This window comes from Sulfitobacter sp. M85 (assembly GCF_029285915.1).
GTDB lineage: Bacteria > Pseudomonadota > Alphaproteobacteria > Rhodobacterales > Rhodobacteraceae > Sulfitobacter > Sulfitobacter faviae.
Genome location: NZ_JABECQ010000003.1, coordinates 446,589 through 464,455 on the forward strand (window position 1 = coordinate 446,589; position 17,867 = coordinate 464,455).

At 64.5% G+C, this 17,867-nt stretch carries 15 protein-coding genes; 8 read left to right on the top strand and 7 right to left on the bottom strand.

Annotated features, from left to right (window positions below; all coding sequences use genetic code 11):
• The first annotated feature begins 2 nt into the window (after positions 1 to 2).
• Positions 3 to 746, top strand: coding sequence for a rhomboid family intramembrane serine protease (locus tag HKX24_RS08390; RefSeq protein WP_271689547.1), 744 nt, complete (start codon positions 3 to 5; stop codon positions 744 to 746).
• The gene (locus HKX24_RS08395) at positions 743 to 1,129 is read left to right on the top strand and encodes a GFA family protein (RefSeq protein WP_271691768.1); all 387 of its coding nucleotides are present in this window, start codon (positions 743 to 745) and stop codon (positions 1,127 to 1,129) included. Before HKX24_RS08390 ends, HKX24_RS08395 begins: the two co-directional genes overlap by 4 nt.
• On the opposite strand, the gene HKX24_RS08400 is transcribed toward HKX24_RS08395, so the two are convergent.
• The 3 genes from HKX24_RS08400 to HKX24_RS08410 all read right to left on the bottom strand — a co-directional run bounded on the left by HKX24_RS08400 (position 1,102) and on the right by HKX24_RS08410 (position 5,723).
• On the bottom strand, positions 1,102 to 2,121 hold the full coding sequence (locus HKX24_RS08400) for a DUF2235 domain-containing protein (protein WP_271693837.1): 1,020 nt from the start codon (positions 2,119 to 2,121) through the stop codon (positions 1,102 to 1,104). The two genes, HKX24_RS08395 and HKX24_RS08400, sit on opposite strands and share 28 nt — an antisense overlap.
• A gap of 73 nt (positions 2,122 to 2,194) precedes the next feature.
• A complete protein-coding gene (locus tag HKX24_RS08405; protein WP_271691770.1) occupies positions 2,195 to 4,492 on the bottom strand; it encodes a xanthine dehydrogenase family protein molybdopterin-binding subunit in 2,298 nt (765 codons plus the stop codon).
• Between the two features lie 70 nt (positions 4,493 to 4,562).
• Positions 4,563 to 5,723 (bottom strand): type III PLP-dependent enzyme, encoded by a 1,161-nt coding sequence (locus tag HKX24_RS08410; RefSeq protein WP_271691771.1) that lies wholly within the window; start codon positions 5,721 to 5,723, stop codon positions 4,563 to 4,565.
• 100 nt (positions 5,724 to 5,823) lie between these two features.
• Between HKX24_RS08410 and HKX24_RS08415 the strand changes: the two genes are divergently transcribed.
• A complete protein-coding gene (locus HKX24_RS08415) occupies positions 5,824 to 6,264 on the top strand; it encodes an Lrp/AsnC family transcriptional regulator (protein ID WP_271691772.1) in 441 nt (146 codons plus the stop codon).
• Between the two features lie 89 nt (positions 6,265 to 6,353).
• Entirely contained in the window at positions 6,354 to 9,365 is a 3,012-nt protein-coding gene (locus tag HKX24_RS08420) for a valine--tRNA ligase (RefSeq protein WP_271691773.1), read from the top strand.
• Between the two features lie 403 nt (positions 9,366 to 9,768).
• On the opposite strand, the gene HKX24_RS08425 is transcribed toward HKX24_RS08420, so the two are convergent.
• Positions 9,769 to 10,560, bottom strand: coding sequence for a crotonase/enoyl-CoA hydratase family protein (locus HKX24_RS08425; RefSeq protein ID WP_271691774.1), 792 nt, complete (start codon positions 10,558 to 10,560; stop codon positions 9,769 to 9,771).
• Positions 10,561 to 10,679: 119 nt separating this feature from the next.
• Here HKX24_RS08425 and HKX24_RS08430 point away from each other — a divergent pair, with 119 nt between their 5' ends.
• Positions 10,680 to 11,783 carry a pyridoxal phosphate-dependent aminotransferase gene (locus HKX24_RS08430; RefSeq protein WP_271691775.1) on the top strand — a complete coding sequence of 368 codons (1,104 nt, stop codon included), beginning with the start codon at positions 10,680 to 10,682 and terminating at the stop codon, positions 11,781 to 11,783.
• Here HKX24_RS08430 and HKX24_RS08435 read toward each other — a convergent pair.
• Positions 11,780 to 12,988 carry an aminotransferase class V-fold PLP-dependent enzyme gene (locus tag HKX24_RS08435; protein WP_271691776.1) on the bottom strand — a complete coding sequence of 403 codons (1,209 nt, stop codon included), beginning with the start codon at positions 12,986 to 12,988 and terminating at the stop codon, positions 11,780 to 11,782. The two genes, HKX24_RS08430 and HKX24_RS08435, sit on opposite strands and share 4 nt — an antisense overlap.
• 233 nt (positions 12,989 to 13,221) lie before the next feature.
• On the opposite strand from HKX24_RS08435, the gene HKX24_RS08440 reads away from it, so the two are divergent.
• A complete protein-coding gene (locus tag HKX24_RS08440; protein ID WP_271691777.1) occupies positions 13,222 to 15,078 on the top strand; it encodes an ABC transporter ATP-binding protein in 1,857 nt (618 codons plus the stop codon).
• Positions 15,079 to 15,110: 32 nt separating this feature from the next.
• Here HKX24_RS08440 and HKX24_RS08445 read toward each other — a convergent pair whose 3' ends face one another.
• Positions 15,111 to 15,794 carry a TIGR04283 family arsenosugar biosynthesis glycosyltransferase gene (locus HKX24_RS08445; RefSeq protein WP_271691778.1) on the bottom strand — a complete coding sequence of 228 codons (684 nt, stop codon included), beginning with the start codon at positions 15,792 to 15,794 and terminating at the stop codon, positions 15,111 to 15,113.
• A 64-nt stretch (positions 15,795 to 15,858) separates the two neighbouring features.
• Here HKX24_RS08445 and HKX24_RS08450 point away from each other — a divergent pair, with 64 nt between their 5' ends.
• Positions 15,859 to 16,605 (top strand): folate-binding protein, encoded by a 747-nt coding sequence (locus HKX24_RS08450; protein ID WP_271691779.1) that lies wholly within the window; start codon positions 15,859 to 15,861, stop codon positions 16,603 to 16,605.
• A gap of 86 nt (positions 16,606 to 16,691) precedes the next feature.
• Here HKX24_RS08450 and efp read toward each other — a convergent pair whose 3' ends face one another.
• Positions 16,692 to 17,255, bottom strand: coding sequence for an elongation factor P (gene efp, locus HKX24_RS08455; protein WP_067265157.1), 564 nt, complete (start codon positions 17,253 to 17,255; stop codon positions 16,692 to 16,694).
• A 221-nt stretch (positions 17,256 to 17,476) separates the two neighbouring features.
• On the opposite strand from efp, the gene HKX24_RS08460 reads away from it, so the two are divergent.
• Entirely contained in the window at positions 17,477 to 17,797 is a 321-nt protein-coding gene (locus HKX24_RS08460; protein WP_007120494.1) for a DUF6280 family protein, read from the top strand.
• Positions 17,798 to 17,867 lie beyond the last annotated feature (70 nt).

Below are 17,867 nucleotides of genomic sequence, written 5' to 3' on the forward strand. Positions count from 1 at the left end.
GCATGTTCCCGATCCGCGATCACAACCCCTCGGGCCGAACGCCCTTCGTCACCTATGCGCTCATGGCGCTCAACATCGGGGTGTTTCTGTCTTCCCTGTCGCTGATGGCGGATGAGCGGGCCTTGGCAGAGTTTTACTACAGCTACGCCCTGCTGCCCGCGCGGCTGAGCCATGGGGAGGGATATTTCGGCCTCATCACCTCGCAATTCCTGCATGGCGGCTGGATGCATCTGGCGGGTAACATGCTGTTTTTGTGGATATTCGGCGACAATGTCGAAGATGAGATGGGCCATGGTCGCTATCTGCTGTTCTACCTTGCCTGTGGCATCGCCGCGGGTCTGGGCCAAGTCGTGACAGAACCGCTCTCATGGGTGCCCATGGTCGGAGCCTCGGGCGCGATCGCTGGGGTGATGGGAGGCTACCTGCTGCTCTTCCCGCGCGCCAAGGTCGACATTCTGGTGATCTTCATCGTGTTTTTCCGCATCTTCGCGATCCCCGCGTGGATCATGCTGGGCCTATGGTTCGGGATGCAGTTCATCGGCGGGATCGGGGCCACGCCGGGCACCGGCGGGGTGGCCTATTGGGCCCATGCGGGCGGGTTCATCGCGGGGCTGGTTCTAACCCTGCCACTCTGGCTGCGGCGGGGCGGCTTTGCCTTTTGGCGGCAGACCCACGGCCATCCGCCCCATGCCGCTGCCGATTATGACCTGAGCGAAAGTCGCATTCCGAAAGTGAGACGCAAATGACCGAAACCTCCGAAACCCGCCGCGCCTCTTGCCACTGCGGGGCCGTGGTGATCGAAGCGCTGTTCCCGCGCGGTCTAGCCTCGGCCGCGCGCTGCACCTGTTCCTTTTGCCGCCGCCGCGCCGCCGCCACGGTAACGGCACCGGCCGAGACGGTGACCGTGTTGAAAGGGGCCGAGAACCTTACGCGCTACACATGGGGCACCCATACGGCGCAGCACTACTTCTGTAAGACCTGCGGCATCTATACCCACCACCGCCGCCGCTCGACCCCCGATGAATGCGGCGTGAACCTTGGTGCGATCGAAGGGGTCTTGCCATGGGAGATGGAGCCGCTGCCCTATAGCGATGGCATCAATCACCCCTCGGACCGCGACCCCGACTGAAGGCCGGAGATCACACCCTGCATCCGGGCCAGCAACCCCGGTTGCGGCGCGGCTTGTTCGCGACGCTGCTCCACGCTTTCGTGCAGCCGCTCAGACGGATCCGCGCCCACCACCCGGCGGCGGCGGGTCACCAGCATCTTGCCATAGCCGCGCCAGCGCCCGATGGAGGGCGCAGCGGGGTCTTGATCGAACCGCGTGGCCCAGCCTACGGGCAGCGGCAGGCCGCTTTCCTCCATCCGCGACAGCAGCCAGACCAGCGGGATATTGGCCAAGGGGCGCGCGGCCTCATGCCCGCCCAACTGGCCGCCCACGTCGCCATGGGTGCCGGGGAACCAGACCTGTTCCAGCCGCCCGTCATAGCCCGCGGGCGTGGTCCATAGCACCGGGGCATAGGCGACGCGGGTCTCGTTCAGGGCCAGCGCCTGAAAGCCGTTCTTCACGTTGCGGCTTAGGTCGTGGTTGTGGAACATATGCAGCGGCTGCGAGAACCGCCAGAACAGCGGCGCGTTGAGGCCCAGCGACTTGACCGTATCCCAAACGCCAATCGCCTCAATCTCAACCTCGGGGTGGCATTTGGCGCGGGCAAAGAGTTCGCCCGCCTTGCTCAGATGGTGCGCCTCATAATGGCGGTAAACATCGCGGATGTTACGCTCTGTCGCCACCTCGGCGCGCAGAAGCCCCACCCGGTCGATCACCCCGGCGAGCGAGCGTACCGCATAGCCACCGCGCGAATAGCCCATCAGGAAAATCCGATCTCCGGGACGGTAGCGCGAGGCGAGATAGCCATAGGCGCGCCGAATTTGCCGGTTGATCCCGCGCCCAAGGATCACATCCAACGCGCTGCGCCAATCGCGCCATTGCAGCCCCGGCTCGTAATAGATCGACAGGGCGCTGCCCATCTCGCGGCAGAGGCCATAGGCGATGCCCGCGTTGGTCTCGCGCCCTAGGTCGAGCGAGGACATGGTCCCGTCAAGGATGATGACATGGGTCACCGCCCCCCGGCGCGGGCCGAAATCGCTCTCAGGCCGCCGCCAGAACCGCCCAAAGAGACGTTGGAACAGGGTTTTACTCGGCTGCGATTGCGGCACCTTGCAGCATCTCCCAGACACGGTGCGGGGTGAACGGCATATCCGCCTGCCGCACGCCGCGTTCCCACAGGGCATCTTGCACCGCATTCGACACCGCTGCCAAGGCACCAACGGTGCCCGCCTCCCCGCAGCCCTTCATGCCCATGACATTGGCTGTGGAGGGCACCGGTTCGGAGGTGAAGGAGATCATCGGCAGGTCCGCTGCGCGGGGCATGGCGTAATCCATGAAGGTGGCGGTCAAAAGCTGGCCGTCCTCGTCATAGACCACCCGCTCCTGCACCGCTTGGCCAATGCCCTGCGCCACCCCGCCGTGGACCTGCCCCTCGGCCAGCATCGGGTTGATCAGATTGCCGAAATCATCGACCACCGTGTAGCGGTCGAGCGTCACCACCCCGGTCTCGGGGTCGATCACCACCTCGGCCACATGCGCCCCGTTGGGATAGCTGCGCCCCGGCAGGCTGGCGCGTTCATGGTGGCTGAGCAGATCGTCCCGGCCCTTAGCGCGGGCCATCTCGGCCACCTCAAGCATCGTCGGGCTGATGTTCGAGCCCTCTGCGCGGAAACGTTCGTCATCAAAGTTGATATCCGCGGCGGCGACGCCCAATTCCTCGGCCAGAAACGCGGTGAAGACTTCGGTGATCTTCGCCACGGTGGCCAAGGTCGCCGTGTTCTGGGTGGTGACCGAGCGTGAGCCGCCGGTGCCGCCGCCCTTCTTGATCAGGTCGCTATCGCCCTGCACCACGTCGATCCGCTCGGCGGGGATGCCGGTCTGATCCGAGAGGAACTGGGCATAGACCGTCTCATGCCCCTGCCCGTTGCTTTGGGTGCCGACATAGATCGTAACGCGTCCATCCTCCTCAAAGACCACTTTGGCCCCTTCGGAAGGATCGCCCAGAATGCTCTCGATATAGTAGCACAGGCCCTGCCCGCGCAGCAGGCCACGCTTGGCATCCGCCGCCCGGCGCGCGGCAAAACCGTCGCGGTCGGCCTCCTGCCCCACACGGGCCAGCAGCCGCGCGAAATCGCCCACGTCGTAAAGCTCGCCCGTGGCAGTGGTATAGGGGAATTGCTCAGGCTTGATGAAGTTGATCCGCCGCAACTCCCAAGGATCGACGCCCAACTCCCGCGCGGCACGGTCCATCAGCCGCTCCAGCACATAGATCGCCTCGGGCCGCCCGGCCCCGCGATAGGCGTCGACCTGCACGGTGTTGGTGTAGAACCCTTCGACATGCAGATAGGTGTCTTGCACGTCATAGACGCCCATCAAGACCTTGGAGAAGAGCTGCGACTGGATCGGCTGGCCGAACTGGCTGTTATAGGCCCCAAGGTTGCAGCGTGTATCGACACGGTAGGCGGTAATCTTGTGGTTTTCGTCAAAGGCAAACTCGGCCCAAGACACCAGATCACGCCCGCCGTTGTCGGTGAGCATGGCTTCGGTCCGCTCTGACATCCAGCGCACCTGGCGGCCCAGCGCCCGCGCGGCTTGGGCCACGCAGAAATACTCCGGGTAGGTCATCGCCTTCATGCCGAACCCACCGCCGACATCGGGATTGGTGACGCGCACTGCGTCTTCGGGCAGGCCGAAGGCTTTGGTCAGAAACCCCTTATGCGCCCAGACGCCCTGCCCGCCCAGCGCCACATGCAACCGGCCCTCGGTCCATTCTGCATAGCAGCCCCGCGGCTCCATGGCGTTGACGATGATGCGGTTGTCCCCGATCTCCAGCTTGACGCGATGGGCGGCTTTGGCGAAAGCCGCCTTGACCTTGGCCTCATCGCCCATATGCCAGTCAAAGGCGCGGTTGTCGGGAGCCTCTGCGTGCAGAGGCTCTCCCCCCGGGGCGATGTCCATCTTGGCGGGCAGATCATCAGCGTCGAAAAGGATCATTTCCGCCGCATCGCGGGCCTGTTGCAAACTCTCGGCCACCACCAGCGCCACCGGCTCCCCTACATAGCGCACGCGATCCTTTGCCAACATCGGACGCAGCGGCGCCGCGCCTTTGCTGCCATCGCGGTTGTCGACGACCGTATGCGGCAGAGCAATATTCATTCCCGCCGCTTCCAGATCGGCGCAGGTCAGCACCAGATGCACGCCATCCGCCGCGCGGGCCTCGTCTACGTCCAACTCAGTGATCACCCCATGGGCCACGGGCGCGCGGAAAAAGACGCCATGCAGCGCCTCAGCGGGGGCGATATCATCGACATAGCGGCCCGTACCGGTCAGAAAGCGGTGGTCTTCCACCCGTTTGACCGGTTGGCTTTTCCCGAACTTTTCCATCTGACACCGCCCTCGCTGCCCTGCCTCTTTCAGCGCAACAGTAGCGGGCGCGCCGCCAGTGTCCAGAGGCTCAGGCCGCCTTGCGGGTAAGCGCGTCTTTAAGGCTTGAAACCAGTGTCACCCCTGCCAACCCATAGCCATTAAAGGCGGTCGACATGGCGATGGAATAGGCCCCCATGCCGCCGAACAAGAGGTAATCCCCGGTTTGCGCATCTTCGGGCAGCGGCAGGCCATCGGGCAGACGGTCCAGCGAATCGCAAGTGGGGCCGAAAACCACGCGCGGCTTGGTCGCCCCCTGACGCCGCATGCCATCGGGGCCGACCACATCGACAAGCCCCGAAAGCCCCATGTCGCGCAGATCAGGCAGCCCGCCATAGATACCATCGTTCAGAAAGACAGTGCGCCCGTCGTTGCGCATCCCTTTGATGCGGGTGGCCAACACGGCGGCATCGGCCACCATCGCCCGGCCCGGCTCGCAGAGCAGCGCAGGCGCATCCGCGCCAAAGCTCTCGGCCAGCGCCGTTTTGACCGCGGCGAAGACGGCCCGGTGGTCTGGCGCGTCAAATCCACGGTCCACCGCGAAGCCCCCGCCGATGTTCAACCGGTCGATCGAGACACCGGCCATGCGCAGAATATCAGCCGCCGCATGGACATATTGCACCCAAGCCTGCGGATCGTTGCACTGCGTGCCGGGGTGGAAACACATCGACGGCGTGAACCCCATCTCGACCACAGCGCGCAATAGCGCCGCCGCCTCTTCAGGGGCCGCGCCGAATTTCGAGCCGAAGTCATAGGCCGCGCCCTTGACCGGCAAGGCGAAGCGCACCGCCACCTCATTGTCGCGCGGCACGTCGCGCAGCTTGGCCAGTTCCGACATGTCGTCGACCGACCAGCTATAGACCCGCGCCGCGATCCCGGCCTCCACCTCGGAGGCCGAGCGCACGGGGTTGTTGTAATGCAGCACCGCCTGCGGGCAGACCGCCCGCACCGCCGCCATCTCTGGCGGGGAGGCGACATCGAAGGTGGTGATCCCCGCCGCGACAAGGTTCGACAGCACCTCCGCCCGGTCGTTGGCCTTGACCGCATAGGTCACCAGCCCGTCGAAATCCGCTTGAAACCGCCGCGCGGTCGCTTGCAGCACCGAAGGGGCCAAAAACAACACCGGCTTATCGGGGCTGTGTTTCGCCAAATAGTCTGCGGGAGTGTCGGAAAGGGGGGCGATATGCTGCATGGGGGCCTCTTCACTGCTTTTTCCCAGTGAAGCGCGGATTTCGGTCGATTCATCGTGTCATACCGCCTAAAGTGATGTGAACTTTGGGCAAATTGACGAAATGACAGAACAACTTGACGATACCGACCGCGCTTTGATCGCGGCGCTGCAATCCAACGCCCGCCAGCCGGTCGCCGATCTGGCGCGCGGCCTTGGCCTTGCCCGCACCACCGTTCAGGCCCGGCTGGAACGGTTGGAACGCTGCGGCGCCATCCTCGGCTATACGCTGCGTTTGGGCGAAGCGGCCCGCGCGCCGCTGCATGCCACTGCGCTGGTCAATATCGAGCTGCGCGCGGGCCCCGCGGTTTTAGCGCGGCTGCGCAGCCTGCCTGCGGTGCAGGTGGTGCACACGACCTCGGGACGCTTCGACTTGCTGGTGCAGATCGCGGCGCAGACCACGCAGGAGTTGGACGAGACCCTTGACCGCATCGGCGAGACCCGCGGCGTTAAGGGCAGCGAGAGCCTGATCCACCTCAGCACCAAGATCGACCGCAGCGGCTGAGCCCTGCCCCCGCGCCTCACCCCCTGTCAGGGGTCTTTCCCTTACCGCGCCAGAGCGCTAAACGGGGCGCAACAAAAGGGATCATGACCATGGCACTCGAAAAGACCTTCAACGCCGCCGAGGCGGAAAGCCGCATCTACGCCGATTGGGAGACCAAGGGCGCGTTCAAAGCGGGCGCGAATGCGCAGCGGGATGAGCATTTCTCGGTGATGATCCCGCCGCCGAATGTCACCGGCTCGCTGCACATGGGCCATGCGTTCAACAACACACTGCAAGATATCCTCGTGCGCTGGCACCGGATGCAGGGTTTCGACACCCTCTGGCAGCCCGGCCAAGACCACGCGGGCATCGCCACGCAGATGGTGGTGGAGCGGGAATTGGCCGCCACCGGCCAGCCCGGCCGCCGCGAGTTGGGCCGCGAGGCGTTTACCGCCAAGGTCTGGGAGCAAAAGCAGAAATCCGGCGGCACGATCATCGACCAGCTCCGCCGTCTGGGCGCCTCCTGCGACTGGTCGCGCAACGCTTTCACCATGTCCGGCGCGCCCGGTGCGCCCGAGGGTGAAGAAGGCAATTTCCACGATGCCGTCATTAAGGTCTTTGTGGACATGTACAACAAGGGGCTGATCTACCGCGGCAAGCGGCTGGTCAATTGGGACCCGCATTTTGAGACCGCGATCTCCGACCTCGAGGTCGAGAGCACCGAGGTCGACGGCCACATGTGGCATTTTAAATACCCGCTGGCGGGGGGTGAAACCTATACCTATGTCGAGCGCGACGAGGACGGCAACGTGCTCTTTGAGGAAGAGCGCGACTATATCTCCATCGCCACCACCCGGCCCGAGACCATGCTGGGCGACGGTGCCGTTGCAGTTCATCCATCGGATGAGCGTTACGCCTCAATCATCGGGAAACTCTGCGAAATTCCCGTCGGCCCGAAAGAGCAGCGCCGCCTCATCCCGATCATCACCGACGAATATCCGGACAAGAACTTCGGCTCGGGCGCGGTAAAGATCACCGGCGCGCATGACTTCAACGACTACGGCGTGGCCAAGCGCAACAACATCCCGCTTTACGCGCTGATGGACACCCAAGGCCGGATGCGCGCCGATGGCCTGCCCTACGATCAGGCCGCCGCGCGCGCGCAGGCCATCGCAGATGGTTCCGAAGCCGCGCCCGAGGACGCGACCGAGATCAACCTCGTGCCGGACGCCTACCGCGGCTTGGATCGTTTCGAGGCCCGCAAGCGCGTGGTTCAGGACGTGACCGCCGAGGGCCTTGCCGTGATGACCGAGGCGACCGATCCCCGCCTTGGCCGCGCCGCCAAGAAGGCCCCCGTCGAGCCCGGCGAAGGCGGCGAGATGCGCACCGAGGAAGAGAACCTCGTGCCGCTCGTGGAGGCCAAGAAGATCATGCAGCCCTTCGGCGACCGCTCCAAGGTGGTGATCGAGCCGATGCTGACCGACCAGTGGTTCGTCGCCACCGACAAGATCGTGCAGCCCGCCATCGACGCCGTGCGCTCGGGCGAAGTGACGATCCTGCCCGAACAGGACCGCAAGGTATATTTCCACTGGCTGGAGAACATCGAGCCGTGGTGTATCTCGCGCCAGCTCTGGTGGGGGCACCAGATTCCGGTTTGGTTCGACCACGAAGGCAATGAGTATTGCGCATCAACCAGCGAAGAAGCAGTTGCTCAGGTGAAGGCTCGCTTCGGCGACCACGTGGAGGTCGAACTGCGCGAAGGCACAAGTTCCTATGTCGAAAGCGGTGGAAAGCTTGTGTCCGTGGGTATCTACCGCGACCCCGATGTGCTCGACACATGGTTCTCCTCCGGGCTCTGGCCCATCGGCACGCTGGGCTGGCCCGAGCAGACGGCCGAGCTGGAAAAATACTTCCCGACCTCCGTGCTGGTCACCGGTTTCGACATCATCTTCTTCTGGGTCGCCCGGATGATGATGATGCAATATGCCGTGGTCGATCAGAAACCCTTCGACACCGTCTATGTCCACGCGCTGGTGCGTGATGAGAAGGGCAAGAAGATGTCGAAGTCCCTTGGCAATGTGCTCGACCCGCTGGAGCTGATCGACGACTACGGCGCTGACGCCGTGCGCTTCACCCTGACGTCGATGGCCGCCATGGGACGCGACCTGAAGCTCTCGACGCAGCGCATCGCGGGCTATCGCAACTTTGGCACCAAGCTGTGGAACGCGCACCGCTTCGCCGAGATGAACGGCGTGTTTGAGGCCATGCCCGCCGGGATGCCGCAGCCGACCGCCACGCTGAACAAGTGGATCGTGGGCGAGACCGCCCGCGTGCGCGAGGAAGTTGACGCCGCACTCGGCAACTTCCGCTTCAACGACGCGGCCAATGCGCTTTACGCCTTTGTCTGGGGCAAGGTCTGCGACTGGTATGTGGAGCTTTCCAAGCCGCTGTTGCAGGACGACGCGCCTGAGGCCGAGGAAACCCGGGCCACCATGGCCTGGGTGCTGGAGCAATGCCTGATCCTGCTGCATCCGATCATGCCCTTCATCACCGAGGAACTTTGGCAGACCACCGCCAAGCGCGAAGAGCTGCTGGCCCTCACCGATTGGCCCGCCTACACCACCGCCGATCTGCTCGATGCCGACGCGGACCGGGAGCTCAATTGGGTGATCGGCCTGATCGAGAGCATCCGCTCCGCCCGTCAGCAGATGCATGTGCCCGCCGGGCTGAAGGTGCCGATGCTGGTGACCGATATGGACGAGGCAGCACAAGGCGCATGGGACCGGAACGAGGTGATGATCAAGCGTCTGGCGCGGGTCGAGAGCCTTGAGCGGAGCGACAGCTTCCCGAAAGGCACCGTCTCGATCGCCGCCCCGGGGGCGAGCTTCGGCCTGCCCTTGGCCGGTCTCATCGACATTGATGCCGAGAAGGCGCGTCTGCAGAAATCGCTCGACAAGCTGGGCAAGGAGATCGGTGGGCTGAAGGGGCGTTTGAACAACCCCAAGTTCGCCGCCTCCGCGCCGGAAGAGGTCGTGGCCGAAGCGCAGGCGAATCTCGCGGCACGTCAGGAAGAGGCGGACCAATTGCAGGCCGCACTGGACCGGCTGGCGGAACTGGGCTGAGACCAACAAAGCCGGGCAGCGCCAGACCGCGGGATGGCGCTGCATAGGGGGCAGTTGGGCAGTTTATCTCTGCCGCGTTTATGCCAAGCTGACAGGAATGCACTTCGATTGCAAAAGCGCCAGCCCGGCCGGGCGGCCTGGCGCTGCCCGGCGGCCTTGCGGCCTTGATTCCGGGCTGTTGCGAGACAGGCAATCGGCGTGCAAGCCGGGGAGTGCCAGACCGCGGGGTGGCGCATCTGACGCGCCAGTTGGGCAGTTTATCCCCGCAGCACTTACGCCAAGCTCACAGGACGGCACTCCGATTGCAAAAGCGCCAGCCCGTTTGGGCGGTCTGGCGCTGCCCGGCGGCCTGCGGCCTTGATTCCGGGCTGTTTCGTTCAACGTGACCGGTTCGCAAGCCGGCTTACTTAAACACCGCGGGCCGCTTGCCGAATTCCGCCGCGATCACCTCCATCTGCTCGGGTTTACCCAGCAGCGCCGCCTGCTCACGCGACTCGGCCAAGAGCACATCCGCATCCGATGCGCCCGTCTCCGCATATCCGATCAACCGCTTCGCCGTGCGGATCGCATTCGGCCCTTTGCCCGCGATCACCTGCGCCAGTTCCAGCGCGGCCGCCTGCGGATCATCGGCGACTTCCGTCACCAACCCCCAACGCTCCGCCTGCGCGGCGTCCACCGGCGCGGCGGTATAGGTCAACCGCCGCAACACATCCGAGCGCACCAGACGCGGCAGCAGCACCATGCCGCCCATATCCGGCACGATGCCCCATTTCATCTCCATCACAGCGAGCTTCGTATCCGGCGCGGCAATCCGAATATCCGCCCCAAGCGCCAGTTGCATCCCGGCGCCGAAAACCACCCCATGCAGCGCCGCGATGACCGGGATTTCCAAACGGTGCCAAACCATCGACACCTCTTGCCATTTGTTCGTCGTGCCTTCGCCATGGCTGCGCGGCATGATCAACGCCTCGACATCCTGCCCCAGCATCCCCGAGAGCCCGCCAATATCAATGCCCGCACAAAAGCCTTTGCCCTCGCCCGAGAGCAGCACCACCCGGGCGTCCGAGGCCGCAACCTCCTGCCCTGCCGCGATGATCGCCTCGATCATCTCATCATCCACCGCGTTCATCTTGTCGGCGCGTGTGAGGGCCACATAGGCGATATGGTCTTCGATCCGGGTGGTGACGCGGGGCATGGCTGTTCTCCTGAATGTTTGGCGCAGTTCAGCGCAGATCATCGCGCGGCACCAGCAAAACGTGGCGGCAGGTGCTGCGGCACTTGCCCTCTCACGGGCCCGCCCCTACACCTTGGCGCATGACATATGCACGCCTCACCCCCCTCGCCGAACGCCTGCCCGCCAACGTCCCCTTCGTGGGCCCCGAAGCGCAAGAGCGCTCACTTGGCCGCCCGTTCAAAGCGCGGCTTGGCGCCAATGAAAACGTCTTTGGCCCCTCGCCCCGCGCCATCGCGGCCATGGCAGAGACCGAAATGTGGAAATACGGCGATTCCGAAAGCGTAGAGTTGCGCGCGGCGCTGGCCGAACTGCACGGCATCGCGCCCGAGAACATCATCGTCGGCGAAGGCATTGACGGGCTGCTGGGCTACCTCGTCCGTCTGCTGGTGGGCGAAGGTGATGCGGTGGTGACCTCCGAAGGCGCCTACCCTACCTTCAACTACCACGTCACGGGCTTCGGCGGCGTGCTGCACAAGGTGCCCTACCGCGACGATCACGAAGACCCGGCGGCGCTTTTCGCCAAGGCGGCGGAGGTGGACGCCAAGCTCGTCTACCTCGCCAATCCCGACAACCCGATGGGCACTTGGCATGAGGGCGCGGCACTGGCACGCGCGCTCGACGACCTGCCCCAAGGCAGCCTGCTATTGCTGGATGAAGCCTATATCGAATGCGCCCCTGAAGGCACCGCGCCCGAACTTACCGCCGAAGACCCACGGGTGATCCGGATGCGGACCTTCTCCAAAGCCTACGGCCTTGCCGGGGCGCGGATCGGCTATGCCATCGCCGCGCCCGAGTTGATCACCGCCTTTCACAAGGTCCGCAATCACTTTGGCCTGAACCGCGCGGCGCAGGCGGGGGCTTTGGCGGCGGTGCAGGATCAGAGCTACCTGAAAGAGGTTCAGACCAAGATCGCCGAGGCGCGCCGCCGGATCGCCCAAATCGCCGAAGAAAACGGGCTGAGCACCCTCCCCTCTGCCGCCAATTTCGTCGCGGTCGACTGTGGCCGCAATGGCGCTTTCGCGAAGGCGGTGCTCGACGCGCTGGTGGCGCGGGGGATCTTCGTGCGGATGCCCTTCGCTGCGCCGCAAAACCGCTGCATCCGCATCAGTTGCAGCACGGCGGAAGAACTGGATCACTTCGCCGCCGCCTTGCCCGAGGCTTTAGCCGACGCGCGCGGGGCTTAAGCCCCGCCGATCACCTCCGCCGCCGCTTGCAAGGCGCCCGGGCCGTGGTCGATCTTTAGCGCCGAAAGCCCGGCTTCGATCCCGCCAAGCAGCCCCATGATCATATGGCCGTTCACATGGCCCATATGGCCAAGGCGGAAGAACCCGTGCCACGCGGGCTCCCCCGGTAGGGCCATGCCCAGACCCACGCCCAGTGTGAGACCGAGATTGCCCTGCACCCAATCGCGCAAGTCGGTCGCATGGGGCGCTTGCAGCCGCAGCGCGGTGACGGCATGGCTGCGCAGGGCGCGGTCTTCGATGTTGAACCGCAGGCTGCCTTCCGCCGACCACGCCTCGCAGGCCGCCCAAACCGCACGGGCCAGCGTTTCATGGCGCTGCCAGACCTGCTCGATCCCCTCTTCATGGATGATGTCGAGGGCGGCGCGCAGGCCGTAGAGGTGATGCGTCGGCGCCGTGCCGCCGTGGTATTGATAAAACTCCTGCGCATGGGCGCGCGGCGACCAATCCCAATAGCGGCTCACGCGGGGCAGACGCGCACGGGCTTCCTCGGCCCGGTCGTTGAAAAAGACGAAGGCCATGCCCGGCGGCACCATCAGCCCCTTTTGCGAAGCGGTGACCATGACATCAACGCCCCAAGCGTCCATCTCAAAGCGCTCACAGCCCAATGACGCGATGCAATCGGCCATCAAGAGCGCGGGGTGGCCCGCCTCATCCAACAGGCGGCGCAGACCCGGCACATCGTTGCGGACCGAGCTTGAGGTGTCCACATGGACAGCCATCACCGCCTTGATCTGATGGCCGCTGTCGGCCTTCAAACGCTCGGCCACCTGCGCGAGATCGACAGGCGCGTTGCGGCCAAAGTCGAGGATATCCACCTCTGCCCCCAGCCCCGTTGCCATTTCGGCCCAGCCATGGCCGAAACGCCCCGTGGCCAGCACCAACACCCGGTCACCGGGGGCTATGACATTGCTCAGCGCGGCTTCCCAAGCGCCGTGGCCGTTGCTGATATACATCGCCACATGACGATCTGTACGCGCCACGCGCTTTAGGTCCGCGGCCAGCGCAGGCATCATCTCGACCAACTCGCCCTCATAGATATTGGGAGCCGCGCGGTGCATCGCGCTCAGCACCGCGTCGGGCATGACCGAGGGGCCGGGAATGGCGAGGTACGAACGACCGGGGGCGAGTTTATTCTGCTTTGTCATGATATTGGCTGCCGTTTTGAAAATGCGTGACCGGGGGACGGTCGGGCGCAGCTTACTGCCCGGCAGGCCGGGGTCAACACGCGATCGGACCTTAGGTAAGGTGCGCCCCCGCGCCACCCTTCCACGCGCGCAGGCCACCCCCTGCCCGCCTTGCCCGACCTGCGCGACGGCTTGCCCTGCCTGCGCGGCTTTCGTACACGGGGTCCGACTGCCCAAAAGGATCAGGCACCGGTATGAATGATGACAGTTACACCTCCGCGCAGTTGATGCGCTGGCTTTGGCGGGACTATCTAAAGAAACACACCGGTCTGATGGCCATCGCGGTGCTCTTCATGATCATCGAAGGCTCGACCCTGGGCGTGCTGGCGAAACTGATGGAGCCGATGTTTGACCGCGTCTTCGTCGGCGGCGACCGCGGGGCGCTGGTCTGGGTCGGGCTGGTGCTGGTGGCGATCTTTGCGCTGCGGGCGCTCGCCACGGTGGTGCAAAAGGTGCTGCTGACCCGCGTGGCACAGCGCACGGCGGCGGATCTGCGCATCGACCTGCTTGACCGGATGATGCAGCAAGACGGTGCTTTCCACCAAAGCCACCCGCCCGGCTTTCTTGTCCAGCGCGTGCAATCGGATGTGAATGCGGTCAGCGATGTCTGGCGCGCGGTAATCACCGGCGCGGGGCGCGATCTGGTGGGGCTGGTGATCCTCATGGGCGTGGCCATCGCGATTGACCCGATCTGGGCGCTTCTGGCAATGGTCGGCGTGCCGCTGATGGTGCTGCCCGCCGCCATCGCCCAGCGTTTCGTCCGCGCCCGCTCGCGCGAGGCGCGGGATATCGGGGCCAGCCTCTCGACCCGGCTGGACGAGGTTTTCCACGGCATCGTGCAGATCAAGCTCAACGCGCTAGAGGACTACCAAGCCCGGCAATACCGCGAATTGACGCGCACCTTTATCCGCACCGAAGTCCGTGCCGCCTTTGGCAACTCCGCGATCCCGGCGATGATCGACATCATGTCGGGCATCGGCTTTATGGCCGTGATCGTCTATGGCGGGTCCGAGATCATCGCGGGCAATAAGACCATTGGCGAGTTCATGACCTTCTTCACCTCGCTGGGGTTCATGTTCTCCCCCCTGCGGCGTCTCGGGGCGATCAGCGGCCTATGGCAGATGGCCGCCGCCGCGCTAGAACGGATCAAGGAATTGCTCGACGCGCCCCTGCACCTGCGCAGCCCCGACAAAGCGCAGGCCGCGCCCGATGGCCCGCCCGATGTGACCCTGACGGATGTCTCGCTCTCCTATGGCGACACGAAGGTGTTGAACGGCTTGGACCTGACCGCGAAAGCGGGCCAGACGACCGCACTGGTCGGGGCCTCGGGGGCGGGGAAATCGACCATCTTCAACCTGCTCACCCGGCTGGTGGACCCGCAAAGCGGCAGCGTGCGGATCGGCGGGGTCGACACCAGCGCGATGACCATACCGGACCTGCGCGGCCTCTTCTCTGTCGTGACGCAGGAAGCGCTTTTGTTCGATGAAACACTGCGCGAGAACATCGTGCTGGGCCGAGAGAATGTCACCGACGAAGAGCTCGACCGGGTGCTGAAAGCCGCCCATGTGGCGGACTTCCTGCCGCAGTTGGAACAGGGGCTGGAAACCCGCGTCGGCCCACGCGGCTCAGCCCTGTCGGGCGGGCAGCGCCAGCGCGTGGTGATCGCCCGCGCCCTGCTGCGCGACACGCCGATCCTGCTTCTGGATGAGGCCACCAGCGCATTGGATGCGCAATCGGAACAGGTCGTGCAGGACGCGCTTGATCGCCTCGCCAAGGGCCGCACGACTATCGTCATCGCGCACCGGCTATCGACCATCCGCAGCGCGGATAAGATCGTGGTGATGGACCGGGGCCGCGTCACCGATGAGGGCACCCATGACGAGTTGATGGAGCGCGGCGGCATCTATGCCGACCTCTACCGCCTGCAATATCGCGACGGAAAGACCGTGTCGGATGCGCGCGGCCTCAGCGCCCTCTCCGCGAAGAAACGCCGCGAAAGGGCGCGCCAGCCCAATCTGCTCCAACGGATCGGGGCGGCGTTCTTTAACTGAATGCGCGGGGCGTGGGCAAACCCGCGCCCCTTTCACGAACGCCGGTAGCTTTCGGCGAGCGCCTCGGGGCTGGCCCCCATCGCATAGCGCGCCAGCGCCCAGAGGTTGCGCCCCCCGCGCCGCAGCCAGCCCTGACGGCGGTATTTCTCGGCACTGGTCACGGCGACCCCGTCCAGCCGGGTCAAGCGGCCGCGCAGGGCGCGGGCGAGCGCCACATCCTCCATCAGCGGCTGATCGGGATAGCCGCCCACCGCGTCATAAAGCGCGCGGGGCAACAGCAACCCCTGATCGCCATAGGGCAGGCCAAGACCGCTGCGCAGGTTCGCCCAGCCCGCCACCAAACGCGGCGCCAAACCCCGCTGATCGAAGCGCAGGCGGAACCACCCCGCCCCTTCGGCCCTGTGCGCCATGTGATCCTGCACCGCATCGCTCCAGCCCGAGGCCAGCACCGTGTCAGCGTGCAGCACCAAGAGCCATGCGCCCTGCGCTGCATCACACCCACGCCGCAACTGACCGCCCCGCGAGGGCGCGCCCGAGACGACCTCAGCCCCCCAGCCTTCGGCCAGCGCTCGCGTGCCATCCGTGGAGCCACCATCACTTAGGATCACCTCGCGGATCAACCCGGCCTGCAAGCCTTCGACGAGCGCGGCGAGGCAAGCGGGCAGCGCCGTGGCCGCGTTGAGGCTGGGAATGACGACAGAGATCGGCGCGCGCATGGTTGCCCCTTTTGGATGGCTTTGACAGGTTATATGTCATGGCCAGCAATCAAAGGACACCCGCATGACCCCGCGCCGCATTCTGCGCCTCTCCGGCCCCGACACCCGCGACTTTCTGCAAGGAATCGTGACCAATGATGTCGGCAAACTGGACAAAGGCCCGGTCTATGCTGCCCTGCTGACGCCGCAGGGCAAATATATGGCCGATTTCTTTCTGATCGCCGATGGCGAAGACGTTCTGCTCGACGTGGATGAGAGCCTTGGCGATATGCTGACCCAGCGGCTGTCGATGTACAAACTACGCGCGAAGGTAACGATCACCCCCAGCGATCTGCATCTGCACCGCGGCACCGGGCTTGCACCCGACGACGCCTTAGCCGATCCGCGGCATCCCGAAATGGGCTGGCGCGCCTATCGCGACACCCCGCAAACCGAGGACGCGACCGATTGGGACGCCCTGCGCGTGGCGCATCTGATCCCCGAGACGGGGATCGAACTCACCCCCGATACCTTTATCCTTGAGGCGGGGTTCGATCGGATCAAAGGGTTGGATTTCCGCAAAGGCTGCTATGTCGGCCAAGAGGTCACCGCCCGGATGAAGCACAAGACCGAGTTGCGCAAAGGGCTGACCCGGGTCGAGGTCAGCGGCAGCGCCGCCCCCGGCACGGCAATCACGGCAGAGGGGAAACCCGCGGGCACGCTCTACACCCAAGCGGGCGGTCAGGCTTTGGCGCATCTGCGGTTCGACCGCGCCAAAGGCCCGATGCAGGCCGAAGGTGCAGAGGTCACTTGGCCCGGCCCCGCGACCTGAGCACCGCGCGCCGCTGAAAGGCCCCCACGAAACAAAAAGCCCCGGCAAAACCGGGGCTGATCTCCTTTACCAAAAATGACGTCGCGTCAGGCGCGTTCGACATATTCCATGGTTTCCGTGTTCACGACGATGTCTTCGTCTTGGCCCACGAAGGGCGGCACGGTGATCTTCACACCGTTATCGAGCACGGCAGGCTTGAAGGAATTCGCCGCCGTTTGGCCCTTCACCACCGGCTCGGTCTCGGCCACTTTGCAGGTCACCTTCTGCGGCAGCGAGGCGTTCAGCGCCTCTTCCTCGTGATATTCGACCACGATCATCATGCCGTCCTGCAAGAAGGGGCGGCGCTCCCCCAAAAGCTCGGCAGGCAACTGCACCTGCTCATAGGTTTCAGTGTCCATCACCACCAGCATACCGTCGTCTTCATACAGAAATTGCTGGTCTTTTTGTTCCAAACGCACGCGCTCGACCTTATCGGCGGACCGGAAGCGTTCGTTCAATTTGGAGCCGTTGCGCAGGTTGCGCATCTCGACTTGGGCAAAGGCGCCGCCCTTGCCGGGCTTCACGTGATCGACCTTCACAGCCGCCCAGAGGCCACCGTTATGTTCAAGGACGTTTCCGGGGCGGATCTCGTTTCCGTTAATCTTGGGCATGTGACAAAACCACGACATAAGGTTGATGATATGATGTTCGGGTCTATATCGGGAGGGATGGTCCCCTGCAAGCAGGCGTTATTCTCTGCTGCCACACCAACTAGATATGCGCAAGCTGCATGGGAGATATGCTAAATAGAGGTATCCGAATCAAAAGATATCCGTCATAAGGGCCTCCACGCCCGAATGACAAGAGCAAGAATAATCGAAAGGACGACGAGATGAAAGATTTCGTTGATGGCACCGCTTTCAACAACGAGCAAGGCAACCGCGCACGCAAGCTCTTTGCTGCTGTGGTGCTAGCTGCTTTGGATGACGCAATTGCCGATGACAAGAAATATGGCAACGGCCCTGAACAGATCGCCCGCTGGGCCCGCTCGCGCGATGGCCGCGAGGTTCTGAGCTGTGCCGGTATCGACCCCAACGAGCGGGTCGTCGAAGGTCTGATGGAATTCGTCGGCAAAGGCGTGCGGACCTCCGTCGCCCTGTCGCGTGAAGAATCCGAGCGCCGCAATGCCGCGCTTCAGGCCGAAGCCGCCTAAGACATATTCGCCAAGCGGCGCAATTGACGCAGCCTTCGGGCTGCGTTTTTTTGCGTCTGCCCCTCGGCGA